The sequence below is a fragment of the Pseudomonas mucidolens genome (assembly GCF_900106045.1).
Lineage (GTDB): Bacteria > Pseudomonadota > Gammaproteobacteria > Pseudomonadales > Pseudomonadaceae > Aquipseudomonas > Aquipseudomonas mucidolens.
In genome coordinates, this window is the sequence record NZ_LT629802.1 from 4141383 (window position 1) to 4156320 (window position 14938).

The following is a 14938-nucleotide window of genomic DNA, read 5'->3' on the forward strand; positions in this document are numbered from 1 at the left end:
GTAATCAGATATATTTGCTAACGCAAGCACGGAAGAAACGTTTCAGCGTAGTGGGATCGACGAAGAACACAGCATATTCAGGACCAACCCGTACGCCACTACACCACCCTCGTATCGGCCTTACGCCCACCATGAATCAACCCATGCACCAACAACCCCGCCACTAACCCCCAAAACGCACCGCCTACTCCTAGCAAGGTGACATTGGCGGCGGTCGCCAGAAAGGTAATCAACGCTGTTTCCCGCGTATGCGTGTCGGCCATCGCACTGGCCAGGCTCGAGCCGATTGCACCGAGCAAGGCCAGGCCCGCCAACGTAGTGATAAAGGCACGCGGTAGAACCATGAACAACGTTGCGAGCGTGACCCCAAAGACGCCGACAGTGATGTACAGCGCACCGCACACCAGCCCGGCGATATAGCGTTTGGACGGATCTTCGTGGGCGTCGCGGCCCGTGCAGATCGCCGCCGTGATCGCTGCGATGTTGAACGCATGCGCACCGAACGGCGCCATGATGAGCGATCCCAGACCGGTGACGGTGATGATCGGGTTGGCACTGGTGCTGAAGCCATCATTGCGCAGCACCAGCATGCCTGGGATGTATTGCCCGGTCAGGGTGATCACAAACAGCGGTAACGCGACACCAAGCAATGCGGCGACGGAAAAGTGTGGTATTTGCAGAACCGGCGCCGCCAGTTGCAGCTCGACGCCGCTCAAATCGACTCGCTGCTGACTGATGAGCAATGCCAAGCCAATCAACAGAATCCCGACCATCGCATAGCGCGAAGTGAAGCGCCGCAACACCGCGTAAGACACCACCAGGATGATCACTAACACTGGATCGGCGCTGGCACCGCCAAACGCCGCCACACCAAACTGCAACAGAATGCCTGCCAGCAAACCTGCGGCAATTCCGCCCGGGATCAACCGCACCAACCGTTCAAAAGCGCCGCACAGACCCAGCACCACAAAGCCGGCGGCGCACATGATATAAGCGCCGAGCACTTCAGCATAAGGCGTAAAGGGCATGACCGTTGCCAAAAAGGCCACGCCCGGTGTCGACCAGGCCGTGATGATCGGCGCCCGATAGCGGTAACTCAGCCACGCCCCGGTCACACCTACCCCGATGCTCACCGACCAGACCCATGAAGCAGTTTGCGCCGCACTGAGTTGCGCCAATTGTGCGGCCTGGAACACCAGGATGAAGGTCCCGGCGTAGTTGACGATTACCGAAATGAACGCGCTGATGCCGGGGGAGATGAAGTCGGTGAGGCGCAGTTTTGTAGCTGATTGGCTCATGGAGGCGTCCTTGACGGAGAGGATTGAGGGCGCCAAGGCTAACCCTCGATGGCCCCCCCTTTCAGTCCACTTCCTCGCGCCATGCCAGACCACTTGAGATTATCGAAGCGCCTTGGCCAGCGTCCGGGTCGCCGCCTCGATTTCAGTGGGCGTCAGCGCCGAAAAACCCAATAGCCAGCCTCCCGTAGCGGGTGGCTTGGCGTAGAGACGACTAAGACCTGGCAACTGGATACCCACCCGCGCCGCGCGCCGAAGGGTCTCGAGTTCTGTCCACCCCTCCTTCAGCAAACAGGGGAGCTGCAAGCCACCCGGCGGCAAACTGGCAGTGACGATAGCGCTCAAGTGGCGCCGGACGGCCTGCGCCATCGCATCGCGGCGCTCTCCGTAGATGTTGCGCATCGCACGGATATGGCTGCCGAAATGGCCGTCGCTCATGAAGCGCGCCAACGTCAGTTGGGCGAGCTGCGGGGTGTGCCCATCGAGGATGCTGCGCGCATAGGTCATGGGTTTGACCAGCTCCGGCGGCAACACCATGAACCCCATGCGCAAACCGGGGTACAGCGACTTGCTGAACGTACCCAGGTAAAGCGTGCGCTGGTAACGGTCCAGCCCCTGCACGCAGGCAGTCGGCAAGCCCTCGTAGTGAAACTGGCTGTCGTAATCGTCCTCGATAATCCAGCCTTGGCGCTCGGCGGCCCAGGCGGTCAGTTCAAGGCGTCGCTCCAGGGCGAGGGTCGCACCGGTGGGATATTGATGGGACGGCGTGACGTACACGGTATTGGCGCCGCTGCGGTCGGCGCGCAGGTGATCGATACACACGCCTTGATCATCCACCGGAACCGGCACAACCTTGAGCTGGGCCATCTCGAACGCCTTGCGCGCACCGAAGTAGCCGGGGTCTTCCATCAGGATCGGCTGGCCGGCATCCACCAACACTTGGGCACACAAATAGAGAGCCTGGCGTGTACTGGACAACACCAGCACCTGATCAGGCGTCACTCGGGCACCCCGCTCCAGGTTCAGATAATGCGCGATGGCCTGGCGCAGCGGTTCGGCGCCTTGCGGGTCGCCGTGCAACAGCAGGCCTGGCGGGTAATCCTTCAACGTATGGCGGTGCAAGCGCTCCCAGATTCCGACGGGAAAGGTACGGGTTTCAGGCAGGCCCGTGGCAAAGGCCTTGACTACTTGTTGGTCGCTGACACCGCCACTGGCGAGAATATCCGCACCGCGGGTACTGAGCGTCGCGGCCAAGTTCACGGGCACCGGCTTATGCTGGCGCACGCCCCGCAGACCAGGCCCGATCTTTTCGGAAACGAAGCTACCCGAGCCTTCACGCCGACAGAGATAGCCGTCCAGTTGCAACTGCACATAGGCAATCTCAACGGTGTCCCGAGAAATGCCCAACGAGCGTGCAAGCGTGCGAGTCGCCGGCAGGCGGCTGCCGGGCGCAAGGATGCCTTCCAGGATCAGTTGGCGCAGCACGCGCTGCACACGCACGCGTAAATCCAGTGCGGCTATTTTCGGGTCGGCGAGGCGAATCTTGAGCGTGTCTAGCTCGAGGTTGTGAGTCATGTAGTTTGCCAGGCATGAAAAAGACGGCACGCCAAACCCCACATCTTTGTTCGACACCGCCGATATGTCCATGTCCAATGTCGGCGATGTAGAGCGAGTGCGGGTTACAACGTCATGCGGTACTCGATGAAGCCCGAGTCCTCGGCCACCCAGTTGTAGAGCTTTTGTGCGCGCTTATTGGTTTGATGGGTGTGCCAATACAGGCGCGAACATCCGTGTTGCCGAGCAAAGTCGCGCACCTGTTCGATAAGCATTTTGCCGCTCCCGCTGCCACGGACGGTGGGCGCCACATACAGGTCCTCCAGGTAGCAGTAGTCGGCGACTGTCCAGGTTGAGCGATGCAGGACGGCATTAACCAACCCCACCAGATCCTCGCCCTGGGCCGCCACGAAACCAGAAACCGGCTCATCCGGATCGAGAAAACGACTGAACGTAGACCGTGATACAGCCTCCTCCAGCGTGACTTCATAGAAGTCTTGATAAGCCAGCCACAATGCCAGCCACCGCTCATAGTCGTCGGGCTGAAGCGCTCGCACGATCACGCTCTGTTGATCATTACCCATTGCACTCTCCTACAGAAAAACCGAAACCGAAACCGGATCGGGACCGTGCAATGGTAGGGTCTTCAACCCGTTCGCAACCGACCACTTCAGCCCCGTCGGGCAGGCCAATCGCGCGCCGCTGTTCATCGGCTATCATGAATACCCGCCAGACAACTGGAAGTCCGATCTCATGTTCAAACCCTTGGCTGTCCTGGCCTTCGCGGGCGCTGCGAGCTATGCCGATGCGGCGCCCGCCGACCTTGCCGGTGTGTGGAGCGGCACTCTTGGCAAAGCTTCGATCACTGCCTGTTTCAATGCGTCTCCCGACAGCAACGGCAGTTACTACTACACGCGTTTTCTGACGTCGATCCAATTGAGCCGTGAGCAAGCTGGCGAGCCATGGGTGGAGGAAGGCAACAGTGGGTCCTGGAAACTGAACACGCCTCAGGAGAACAGACTGACGGGAACCTGGACCAAGCCCTCAGGCGGCGAGCCGCTGCCGTTAGTGCTGACACGAACTGACGCCCAAGGGTGTGGCAGTGACGCCTATAACCGGCCGATGGAATCAGCACCGCTACCCGCCAAAGTGGAAAAAAGAACCTTTGGCGCGCATCGCTACCAGGTAAAGACCCAAGGCGCCGAGGTCACCCTCAAGCTGGAGGGTGGTGGTCGGGCGATGCAGAAGATCAACCAGCACCTGGCGCAGCTGGCCGTCAGCCCCGAGGGCCAGGCCGAGTTCTTCCGTGAACGGCGCGAGTATCTGGGCCGCAACGGTTCCGCCCACACCAGCGAAATCGAGGTAGAGCCCATTTACTGGTCGTCCCACTGGATCACCGTCAAGTTCTATCGCTGGACCGCCGGCTATGGGCGCAACGGCATCAGTTGGGGCTTGCACTCCTGGGACCTGCAAACCGGTGAACGCGTCGATCCATGGCGCTGGGTCGGCAGTCGCCAGGCGTGGGATGCCCCCTACTCCGCACAGGTCAAACTGTCGCCCGCCTTCAGTGCCTGGCTGGAAAAGCAGGCCAGCGTGGACGAGGGCTGCCCGGCCATCAGCAGCTACTCGAGATTCGACCTGAGCTTCAACACTCAAGGCTTGCAGCTCTCAACACCCTCCTACGGCGACGGTTGCGACAATGAGCTGAGCTTCACCTGGGCGCAGTTGGAGCCCGTGTTGTCGGCGCAAGGCAAGGCGGCCCTGGCCAGCCTGAAGGCGCCTTGAATCCCCGTTTCGTTGCGCAATGATCGGTGTAGTGCGCGAGTTTTTTCAGGCATCTGTCCAGAAAATCCAGCCATATTGAAAATTTACTTCAGTTGAAGGCGTTCTAGCCGATAACGCTCTACACCGCTGTACTGGCCTCCAATAACGACAACCTTCCAGTGCCGACAATGAAATAACTGCGTGCCTGGAGGCATTCGATGAACAATTGGTTCGCCAACCTTAGCGTCAACCTGAAACTCGGCCTGGGCTTTGGCCTGGTGCTGGCCCTTACCTCGATCCTGGCCCTCACCGGCTGGACCAGCCTCGGGGGCCTGATCGACCGCAGCAACTGGATGAGCGACATCACTCAGCTCAACGCCTCTCTGACCAAGTTGCGCATCGTGCGCCTGCAATACATGCTGGCCAACGGCGACGAAAGCGTGGCGCAGAACGTGCAAACCAGTCTCGACGGGTTTTCCGCCCAGCAGCAAAAGTTGCTCAATAGCTTCAAGAGCCCGGAAAATCTCAAGTTGCTCAACGAGCAGAAAAGCATCATCACTGCTTACCAGCAGTCGCTGAACAAAATGCGCGAGGCTTACCGTAACGGTAATGCCGCGCGCCAAACCATGGGCGACCGTGCCGAAGCCGCCAACGCGGCGATCAGTACACTGGAGCGTAACGTACGTCAGATGCCCGACAGTACCGAGCGTTTTGCCCAGTTCGAGGCCATCATCCAGGCCAAGGAACAGTTGCTGCTGGCCCGTTATGAAGTACGCGGCTACACCAGCAACGTCAACCCGGACACCGAAGCGCGCGCCGCAGCGCAGGTCGAGACCGCGATCAACGGTTTGAAAGCGTTGAACAGCGTATTCGCTGCCACTCAGCGCACCGAACTGACAACCCTGGAAAACGCCCTCGGCGCCTATCGCAGTGCGGTGCAGGCGTACAAGGCCGCCAACGCCAATATCGTCCTGGCCCGCCAGGAAATGACCGTGCAGGGCGCAGATATTGTTTCGCGCAGCGAAGCGCTGTATGCCATTCAACTGCAACGTCGCGACGCCGAAAGCGCCCAGGCCCGCAGCCTGCAATTGATCAGCACCCTCCTGGCGTTGCTGGTGGGCATCATCGCCGCCGTGATCATCACCCGGCAGATTACTCGTCCGCTGCAAGAGACCCTTGCCGTGGTCGAACGCATCGCGTCCGGTGACTTGAGCCATAACATCCAGGTCACCCGTCGTGACGAGCTGGGCGTCTTGCAACAAGGCATCCAGCGTATGGGCACCACCTTGCGCGAGCTGATCTCCGGCATCCGCGACGGTGTGACCCAGATCGCCAGCGCCGCCGAAGAATTGTCGGCGGTGACCGAGCAGACCAGCGCCGGGGTCAACAGTCAAAAGATCGAGACCGATCAAGTGGCGACCGCGATGCACGAGATGACCGCCACCGTGCAAGAAGTGGCGCGCAATGCCGAGCAAGCCTCCCGAGCCGCCTCGGACGCCGACGGCGAAGCCCGCGCAGGCGACAAGGTGGTGGCCGAAGCCATCGCCCAGATCGAACGTCTGGCCGAGGAAGTGGCACGTTCCACCGACGCCATGGCGCACCTGCAACAAGAGAGCAACAAGATCGGCAGCGTGATGGACGTGATCAAGGCCGTGGCCGAACAGACCAACCTGTTGGCGCTCAACGCCGCCATCGAAGCCGCCCGCGCCGGTGAAGCCGGTCGTGGTTTTGCGGTGGTCGCCGACGAGGTCCGTGGCCTGGCCCAGCGCACGCAGAAATCCACCGAGGAAATCGAAGGTCTGGTCGCCGGTTTGCAGAACGGCACCCAGCAAGTGGCCAGCGTGATGAACAACAGTCGCAGCCTCACCGACAGCAGCGTCGAGCTGACGCGCAAGGCCGGCGTGTCACTGGAGAACATCACCCGCACGGTGTCGAACATCCAGTCGATGAACCAGCAGATTGCCGCCGCAGCCGAAGAGCAAAGCGCCGTGGCCGAAGAAATCAGCCGCAGCATCGTCAACGTGCGTGATGTGTCGGAACAGACCGCCACCGCCAGCGACGAGACAGCCAAGTCGAGTGTCGAACTGGCGCGCCTGGGCGGTCAGTTGCAGCAAATGGTCAGCCATTTCCGGGTGTAGATACCCTGGCCCAAAAAAGCCGCCTCGGCTAAAACCGGGGCGGCTCCCGCGCATCAGACCTTAACGGTCATCAAAGCTGTCCCGCAGGAATTTCCACACGTGATAGACACGCAGGGAATTCACTACGAGGTCCCACGTACGTCGTGCAAACTTAGACATACTCGGCCCTCCAAGAGTTGGGCCTTACCTCCAGCACACTTACCGGAACACGTGGGCCTTCGGACGCTGGTCATCGCTTCCGTTGAGGCGGCCGGGCTTTGGTTCCTCCCGCATGAATCCGGCACGGATTACTAGCCCGTGGCGTTCGGTCCATAATTCGCGCGCATACCCAGCCCCCTACAAAACGACATCCATGGAACGGGGGTGATACTAACCAACATCCTGATCGAAGGTGTGACGGGAGACGAGAAAGCTCTGCGCAGAGATCAGCTATTTGTTGCCAATTTTTGCCGCTACTTTTGAATAACCCAGAGTGAAAAACATGAAAAGTATCGGCCGTCGTCAAGCCTTGCGTGATGCGATAATTGGCCGTATCCTTTTTGCAGGTCATTGCTTCCGTTGAGCTCGCAACCCCCGCATTTGCTGGGATTGCACTAAAAAACCGCCCTACTAAGGCGGTTTTTTATTGCCTGCATTTTTCCGCAGACGGCGGACTCAATCCGCCATCTCTTCGACGAATACCACACGATTGCCAAACGGATCCTTGATGCTCATTTCCCGCGTGCCCCAGGCCGTTTCTTCGACCTCAGGTTTCGCATAGCGATAATCCTTGGCCAGCAATTGCTGCTGGTACGTCGCAATACCTTCAATCTGAATCCGCACCGCTGCGCCCGGCGAAGCATCGCCATGATGTTCGGACAAGTGCAACACACACGTTCCCGACGACACTTGCAGGTACAACGGGTAGTTCGCCTCGAACCGATGTTGCCAATCGACCTTGAACCCCAGGAAATCGACATAGAACTCGAGGGCCTTGGTCTCGTCGAAGATCCGCAGGATGGGGATGACTCTTCCTAAGTGCATGCGGGTGACTCCCTGTTCGTGAGCCGCCACTATAGAGTCTTGAAGCCCTCTCGCAAATCCCCGCTGCGTAGCAAAAAACGCCCCGCCCGCTGACCGTTCGCCTGACCATCGCGGTAACTCAACACCCCGTTGATCCACACGCCGTCGATCCCTTCGGCGGCGCGCTGAGGGTCTTTGAAGTCAGCCACATCCCTCACCCGTAGTGGATCAAACAGCACCAGGTCAGCCCAGTACCCTTCGCGGATCTCACCCCGTTGCGACAAGCCAAACCGCGCCGCCGACAACCCGGTCATTTTGTGTACTGCGGTGTGCAGCGGGAACAGTCCCAGGTCACGGCTGAAATGCCCGAGCACCCGTGGGAATGCGCCCCACAACCGCGGATGAGGGAATGGGTCCTCTGGCAGGCCGTCCGAACCGACCATCGACAACGGGTGCGCGAGGATGCGTTGTACATCGGCCTCATCCATCCCGTAATACACCGCCCCCGCCGGCTGCAGGCGACGGGCGGCGTCGATCAGCGACACGTTCCATTGCGCCGCGATGTCCTGCAGGTCCCGGCCGCCCATGTCCGGGTGCGGTGTCGACCAGGTGATGGTAATTCGGAAGGCATCGGTGACTTGCTTGAGGTCCAGGGTCGAGGAACTCGCCGCGTAGGGGTAGCAATCGCAGCCCACCGGATGGTTCTTCGCCGCCTGCTCCAACGACGCCAGCAACTGCGGGCTGCGCCCCCAATTACCAGCGCCGGCGCATTTGAGGTGGGAGATGATCACCGGTGCCCGGGCATGACGACCGATCAGGAAGGCTTCGTCCATGGCCTCCAGCACCGGTTCAAATTCGCTGCGCAAATGGGTGGTGTACACCGCGCCATACGCCGTCAGTTCTTCGCTCAGTTGCAGCACTTCATCCGTTTCGGCGCTATAGGCGCTGGCGTAGGCCAGGCCGGTGGACAAGCCCAGGGCGCCGGCCTCCAGGCTTTCGTGCAATTGCTCACGCATCGCGGCGATTTCGCCGGGCGTCGCGCTGCGATGCAGATCGTCCATATGGTTGCTGCGCAACGCCGTGTGGCCAATCAGGGCCGCGACATTCAGCGCTGGCCGGGCGTTTTGCACCGCGACACGGTAGTCGACAAAACGCGGATAGACGAACGCCTCGGCACTGCCCAGCAAGTTCATCGGGTCGGATGGATCACCCCGCAGACTCACCGGCGAGGCGCTGATGCCACAGTTACCGACGATGACCGTGGTCACCCCCTGGCTGAGTTTGGGCAGCATCTGCGGCTGACGGATCACCACGCTGTCATCGTGGGTATGCACGTCGATAAAGCCCGGGGCGAGGACCTGCCCGGCGACGTCGAATTCATGCTCGGCACTGGCGCCTGACAGGTCGCCGATCTTTGCGATGCGCCCATCCAGCAACGCCACATCGGCGACATAAGCCGGCGCGTTGCTGCCATCAATCACCTGCGCGTTGCGGATCAGCGTGTGGTACTTCATCTCAGTCTCCCAGCGGCAGGCAATCGGCGCCGCCGCGATAATCGTCCAGGGCCAGCTTGATCCGACGCAGGCGTTCCTGGTTGTCGTCCGGCTTGACCAGCGCCAGTTCGGTGGCGAGTACGTCGATCGCCAGCAACATGCCGTAACGCGCCGCGGTGGGCTTGTAGATAAAACTGGTTTCGGCCGGTTGCAGCGCCAGCACCACATCCGCCAAGTGCGCCAGCGGCGAATCGGCGAGGGTGATGGCGATAATCCGCGCGCCGTAGTTGCTGGCCAGTTCCACCACCCCCAGCAGCTCAGGTGTGAGGCCCGTCAGGGAGCACACCATCAACACATGTTCCGGTCCCAGGGTGGCGGCCGTTACGCGCATCATCACCGGATCGTGGCAAGCGGCAATCGGATATCCCAGACGCACCAGACGGACCTGCAACTCCTCGCTGCACAGGCTCGATGGCCCGCCCATGCCGAATGCATGAATCATCTGCGCCTTGCCCAGCAGTCGCACGGCGTCGACAAAGCTGCTCTGCTGGAAGCCCGACAGATGCTGGCGCAAGGTCAATTCGATATCACCGAGGATTTGCCGATGAAACGCCGACTGCTCAGGCAAACCCGCCGGGTCCAGAAAGCGACTGCCCACGCCACTGGCCTGGGCCAATTGCAGTCGCAGGTCGCGCAAGTCACGGCAGCCGACACTGCGGGCAAAGCGCGACAGGGTGGCGGTACTGACTTCGGCCCGCTGCGACAACGCTTCCAGGCTGGCGGACGCGGCGAAGCCGACATCCTCGAGCATCAGCCTGGCGATACGCCCTTCGCCGGCGCTGAACGAATCCTGACGGGCGCGGATCTGGTAGAGGATATCCATGCGGTCTCCGGGTTACAGCAGACAGGACAGAGCATAAGTCAGACCGAACGCGACCAGGGAAATCAAGGTCTCCAGCACGGTCCAGGTCTTGAAGGTCTGGATCACCGTCATATTGAAGTATTCCTTGATCAGCCAGAAGCCGCCGTCATTGACGTGGGAAAAAATTACCGAGCCAGCACCGGTCGCCAGCACCAGCAGTTCCGGGTGTGGATAACCCAGGCCCAGGGCAACTGGCGCGACTACGCCTGAAGCGGTGGTCATGGCCACCGTCGCGGACCCCGTGGCGATACGCATCAATGCCGCAAACAGCCAGCCCATCACCAGCGGCGACAAGTTGAAGGCGTTGGCCAGGCCGAGAATTTCATGGGTGACGCCCGCATCCACCAGAATCCGGTTGAGCCCTCCTCCAGCGCCCACCAGCAAGGTAATGCTGGCGGTCGGCGCCAGGCATTCGTTGGTGAACTTGAGGATCGACTCGCGATTGAAGCCTTGCGCCAGGCCCAGCGTCCAGAAGCTCACCAACGTCGCCACCAGCAAGGCGATCACCGAGTTGCCGATAAACAACAGGAACTGGTTGAAGGCCGTGCCGGGTGTGGAGATCAAGTTGGCCCAACCGCCGATCATCATCAACACCACCGGCAACAGGATGGTGCCCATGGTCAGGGCAAAACTCGGCAAGCGGGTGCGCGGCTCACGGTCGATGAACTGGCGTTCCAGCGGGTTTTCGGCGGGCAGGTGGATGCGTGGCACGATGAACTTTGCGTACACCGGGCCAGCAATGATCGCGGTCGGAATACCGATCAGGATCGCGTAGAGCACGGTTTGCCCGACCGAAGCGTCATAGGCCAGCACAGCCATCATCGCGGCCGGGTGCGGCGGCACCAACGCATGCACCACCGACAAGCCGGCGACCATTGGCAGGCCAACCATCAGAATCGACACCCCGACACGCCGGGCCACGGTAAAGGCAATCGGTACCAGCAGCACAAAACCGACTTCGAAAAACAACGGCAGCCCCACCAGGAATGCGATGCACACCATCGCCCAATGGGCGTTGCGCTCACCGAAGCGGTCGATCAGCGTACGTGCGACCTGCTCGGCGCCACCGGACTCGGCCATCATCTTGCCAAGCATGGTGCCCAGGGCCACCACCAGCGCGATATGCCCCAGGGTCTTGCCGACGCCGGCCTCGTAGGAACCCATGATCGTATCCGCCGGCATCCCGGCCAGCAGCGCCAGGCCAATGGACACCAGGGTGATGACGATAAACGGGTTGAGCCGATAACGTGCGATCAGCACGATCAATGCAATGATGGCGATGGCAGCGTATGCCAATAACCAAAAGCCCGGTGATGCGGCCATGCGGTACTCCTCGGAAAGGGTCACGTCGAATATGTTGTGAAACTCATAAATCATTACCGAGGAACATTTTCAAACTTTATGAAAGTAATTTTCGTCAACAGGCACGTACTGTCGCGCAGGGATATGCCTGCAGGCACACGATGAAAATCAGGGGTTCGTTCTTACATGAGGATTGGCCCGCCGCAGGAAACTCGAATGCCGACGCCAGGTCATACATTGCAACCGAATCACCCTCAGGATAAGCAGCCCATGAAAGCTCATACCCTCGCCATCAGCGCGCTATTGTTGGCCTTGTGCGGCACCGCGTCAGCCGCCGACAGCAGTCCGGCGCTGCAAAAATGCATGGACAACGCCAACACCACGGCCGCTATGGTCGACTGCAATACCCGTGAAACCAAGGTTCAGGACAAGCGGCTGAACACCGCGTACAAAGCCGCCATGGCCGCTCAGGAGGGTGCACGCAAACAGCAGCTGCAGGACGTGCAGCGCCTGTGGATCAAGTACCGGGATGCCAATTGTGCGTTTGCCGGCTCCGCGTCGGGCGGCAGCATCGATCAGGTCAACGGCTCCGGGTGCATGCTGGACATGACCCAGACCCGTGCCGAGGAACTGGAAAACCTCGTCCGCCCCTGACTCACATGTGCCTGCGCGCCTGCCAGCCCTGATGCAACCCTTGTGGTAAATGGGGCTTGTCTTGTGGCGAGGGAGCTTGTCCCCGTAGGGCTGCGCAGCAGCCCTAAAACCTGCCACCGAGTACAGTTCAGAAGAAATGCGTCGAGTTCATTGAGCGCTGCTGCGCAGCGCAACGGGGGACAAGCCCCAATGCCGTTCAGTTAAGGTTTTTGTAGGAGCGAGCTTGCTCGCGAAAAACGTCAACGATGACGAGTGTTTCCTGAATAAACGCGGCGCCTATGAGTTCTTCGCGAGCAAGCTCGCTCCTACAAATAGCTTTAACTGAACGGCATTAGGACGAGCCCCCGCCACAATGGTAACCATGCTCCCGGTTGAGCAGGAGTTGTGGCTAGTCATGACCCACCCGTGCGCGCTTGAGCAGTTTTTTGCAGCGCTCTGACAAATGCAGCACCCGCAGATGCTTGCCAGCCTTGGTGTAACGCTCACGCAGGGTCATCAGCGCGGCAATGGCTGAGTAGTCGACAAAACTCAGGTGCCGACAATCCAGGGTCACCTGCTCCGGATCATTGGCCGGGTCGAACTGATTGAGAAACGGCGTGGTCGAGGCAAAGAACAAGGTGCCGTGCAGGCGATAGAGCTTGCTGCCGTCGGCTTCCAGATGCTCGTCGGCGTACAGCTCGCGGGTCTGTTGCCAGGCAAAATTGAGCGCCGCGATTACAATCCCGCAGAGCACCGCAGTGGCCAGGTCGGTGAAGACCGTGATCACGGTCACCGCGATGATCACCAGCACGTCGTTCAGCGGTACCTTATTGATCACCCGCAGCGAGGCCCAGGCGAAGGTCTGCTGGGACACCACAAACATCACCCCGACCAGTGCAGCCAGCGGGATCCGCTCGATCAGCGGCGACAGAAACAGGATAAACAACAGGATCATGACCCCGGCGAATACCCCGGAGAATCGTCCGCGTCCACCGGAACTGAGGTTGATCACCGTCTGCCCGATCATCGCGCAACCGCCCATCCCGCCGAACACTCCGGAGACCATGTTGGCGGCACCCAGCGCCACGCTTTCGCGGTCCGGGAAACCACGGCTCTCGGTGATTTCGTCGGTGAGGTTGAGGGTCAGCAGGGTTTCCAGCAAGCCGACCATGGCCATCAAGAACGCATAAGGCGCGATGATGCCGAGGGTTTCCAGGGTCCACGGAATCTGCGGCAAGGCAAAGCTCGGCAGGCCGCCGGCGATATGCGCCATATCGCCCAAGGTGCGCGTGGGCAGGCCCAGCAGGTACACCGCCAACCCTACGCCAAGGATCGCCACCAAGGCCGGCGGCACCGCCCGGGTCAGGCGCGGCAGCAGATAGACGATAGCCATGGTCGCAATCACCAGCCCGGTCATCACATACAACGCTGTGCCGCTAAGCCAGGTTTCGCCGCTCTTGAAGTGTTCAAGCTGGGCCAGGGCGATGATGATCGCCAGGCCATTGACGAAACCCAGCATCACCGGGTGCGGCACCATGCGTACAAGCTTGCCCAGGCGCAGCAGGCCGAAGGCGACCATGATCAAGCCGCCCAGCAACACCGTGGCCAACAAGTACTCCACGCCGTGTTGCACCACCAGCGCGACGATCACCACCGCCATCGATCCCGCTGCACCGGAGACCATGCCCGGCCGACCGCCGAACAATGCGGTCAGGGTGCAAATGATGAATGCGCCGTAGAGCCCCATCAACGGATTGAGGTGGGCCACCAGGGCGAAGGCGATGCATTCGGGCAGCAAAGCGAAAGAGGTGGTGAGTCCGGCCAAGGCGTCGGTGCGCAGACGAGTGAGTTTCATGGATTACCGGGGCGTCGCGGAAAATGAGGGGCGGATGGTACGGAATTGAGCGAAGCGGGGCCAGCGCTGCTGATCGCTGCCGTCAGCACGCGTAACGGGCCAACTTGTCCTGGATGAAGTCCAAAAAGCACTGAATGCGCAGGGCAAGCTGCGAGTTACGGTAGTACACGGCGTTGATCGGCTGGCGATAGCCGCTGTTGAACGGCTCCAGGACCACCTGCAGGCGCCCGGTCTGAATGTCTTCGCTGGTCATGAAATGCGACAGGCAGGCTATTCCCTGCCCTTGCAGCGCCAACTGGCGCAGGGTTTCACCGCTGGAAGCGGCAAGGCCTGGCTGGATCAGCCAACGATCGCCCTCCGGATGACGCAGCGGCCAATGGTTGAGGGTTTCGGTCTGGGTAAAGCCCAAGAGCATGTGGTCAGCCAACTCGGCCACCGTGGTCGGCGTGCCGTGTTGTTCCAGATAGGCAGGGCTGGCCAGGATATGCAACGGGCTACAGCCCAGGGCACGGGCGTGCAAGGTCGAGTCCGCCAGCGTACCGATACGGATCGCGATGTCAGTGCTTTGCTCCAGCAGGTCGATGATCAGGTCGTTGCTGTTCAACTCCAACTGGATGTGCGGGTACAAGCGCCGAAATTCGGCAATGTATGGCACGACCGCATGCAGCATGAACGGTGACGCCGCGTTGATCCGCAGCCGCCCGGAAGGCGTTTGCCGGTGCGAAGACAGGCGCTCCTCCAACTCGTCCATTTGCGCCAGGATCACCTTGGCCCGCTCGAAGAAATACTTGCCCTCTTCGGTCAGGTCCATGCGCCGCGTGGTGCGGTTGATCAGCGTGGTGTCGAGCTTGGCCTCCAGGCGCGACAACGTGCGGCTGACCGCCGAGGGGGTTTGCCCGATCTGTTCGGCGGCCGCGGAAATCGATCCGCACTCAATGACGCAGACGAATATCTGTAGCTCATCGGATCGGGCTTTCAAG

The 14938-nt window shown here is 60.7% G+C and carries 11 protein-coding genes and 2 pseudogenes; 4 read left to right on the forward strand and 9 right to left on the reverse strand.

Features of this window, described 5'->3' with window-relative positions; all coding sequences use genetic code 11:
• Nucleotides 1-98: 98 nt before the first annotated feature.
• From BLU75_RS19170 to BLU75_RS19180, 3 genes are all read right to left on the reverse strand, one after another.
• A complete protein-coding gene (locus BLU75_RS19170; protein WP_084379030.1) occupies nt 99-1298 on the reverse strand; it encodes a benzoate/H(+) symporter BenE family transporter in 1200 nt (399 codons plus the stop codon).
• A gap of 99 nt (nt 1299-1397) precedes the next feature.
• Nucleotides 1398-2870 carry a MocR-like pyridoxine biosynthesis transcription factor PdxR gene (gene pdxR, locus BLU75_RS19175; protein WP_084379029.1) on the reverse strand — a complete coding sequence of 491 codons (1473 nt, stop codon included), beginning with the start codon at nt 2868-2870 and terminating at the stop codon, nt 1398-1400.
• Between the two features lie 104 nt (nt 2871-2974).
• Nucleotides 2975-3433: a GNAT family N-acetyltransferase gene (locus tag BLU75_RS19180; RefSeq protein WP_084379028.1), complete on the reverse strand. Its 459-nt coding sequence runs from the start codon at nt 3431-3433 to the stop codon at nt 2975-2977.
• 169 nt (nt 3434-3602) lie between these two features.
• Between BLU75_RS19180 and BLU75_RS19185 the strand changes: the two genes are divergently transcribed.
• From BLU75_RS19185 to BLU75_RS28360, 3 genes and pseudogenes are all read left to right on the forward strand, one after another.
• On the forward strand, nt 3603-4634 hold the full coding sequence (locus BLU75_RS19185) for a hypothetical protein (RefSeq protein WP_084379027.1): 1032 nt from the start codon (nt 3603-3605) through the stop codon (nt 4632-4634).
• A 197-nt stretch (nt 4635-4831) separates the two neighbouring features.
• Nucleotides 4832-5848 (forward strand): annotated as a pseudogene (locus BLU75_RS28355) (methyl-accepting chemotaxis protein); the annotation flags it as partial.
• A gap of 306 nt (nt 5849-6154) precedes the next feature.
• Nucleotides 6155-6751 (forward strand): annotated as a pseudogene (locus BLU75_RS28360) (methyl-accepting chemotaxis protein); the annotation flags it as partial.
• Between the two features lie 654 nt (nt 6752-7405).
• Here BLU75_RS28360 and BLU75_RS19195 read toward each other — a convergent pair.
• Genes BLU75_RS19195 through BLU75_RS19210 form a run of 4 tightly spaced genes read right to left on the reverse strand, consistent with a single transcriptional unit; the run spans nt 7406 to nt 11545 of the window.
• On the reverse strand, nt 7406-7774 hold the full coding sequence (locus BLU75_RS19195) for a glyoxalase superfamily protein (protein WP_084379025.1): 369 nt from the start codon (nt 7772-7774) through the stop codon (nt 7406-7408).
• Nucleotides 7775-7803: 29 nt separating this feature from the next.
• Entirely contained in the window at nt 7804-9267 is a 1464-nt protein-coding gene (locus BLU75_RS19200) for an N-acyl-D-amino-acid deacylase family protein (protein ID WP_090221530.1), read from the reverse strand.
• A gap of 1 nt (nt 9268) precedes the next feature.
• Nucleotides 9269-10129, reverse strand: a complete 861-nt coding sequence (locus tag BLU75_RS19205) for a MurR/RpiR family transcriptional regulator (protein WP_084379023.1) — start codon at nt 10127-10129, stop codon at nt 9269-9271.
• Between the two features lie 12 nt (nt 10130-10141).
• A complete protein-coding gene (locus BLU75_RS19210) occupies nt 10142-11545 on the reverse strand; it encodes a GntT/GntP/DsdX family permease (RefSeq protein WP_084379022.1) in 1404 nt (467 codons plus the stop codon).
• Between the two features lie 195 nt (nt 11546-11740).
• On the opposite strand from BLU75_RS19210, the gene BLU75_RS19215 reads away from it, so the two are divergent.
• The gene (locus BLU75_RS19215) at nt 11741-12124 is read left to right on the forward strand and encodes a lysozyme inhibitor LprI family protein (RefSeq protein ID WP_084379021.1); all 384 of its coding nucleotides are present in this window, start codon (nt 11741-11743) and stop codon (nt 12122-12124) included.
• Between the two features lie 388 nt (nt 12125-12512).
• On the opposite strand, the gene BLU75_RS19220 is transcribed toward BLU75_RS19215, so the two are convergent.
• Both BLU75_RS19220 and BLU75_RS19225 read right to left on the reverse strand, forming a co-directional pair.
• Entirely contained in the window at nt 12513-13958 is a 1446-nt protein-coding gene (locus tag BLU75_RS19220; protein ID WP_084379020.1) for a SulP family inorganic anion transporter, read from the reverse strand.
• A gap of 82 nt (nt 13959-14040) precedes the next feature.
• Nucleotides 14041-14937, reverse strand: coding sequence for a LysR family transcriptional regulator (locus tag BLU75_RS19225; RefSeq protein WP_084379019.1), 897 nt, complete (start codon nt 14935-14937; stop codon nt 14041-14043).
• Nucleotide 14938 lies beyond the last annotated feature (1 nt).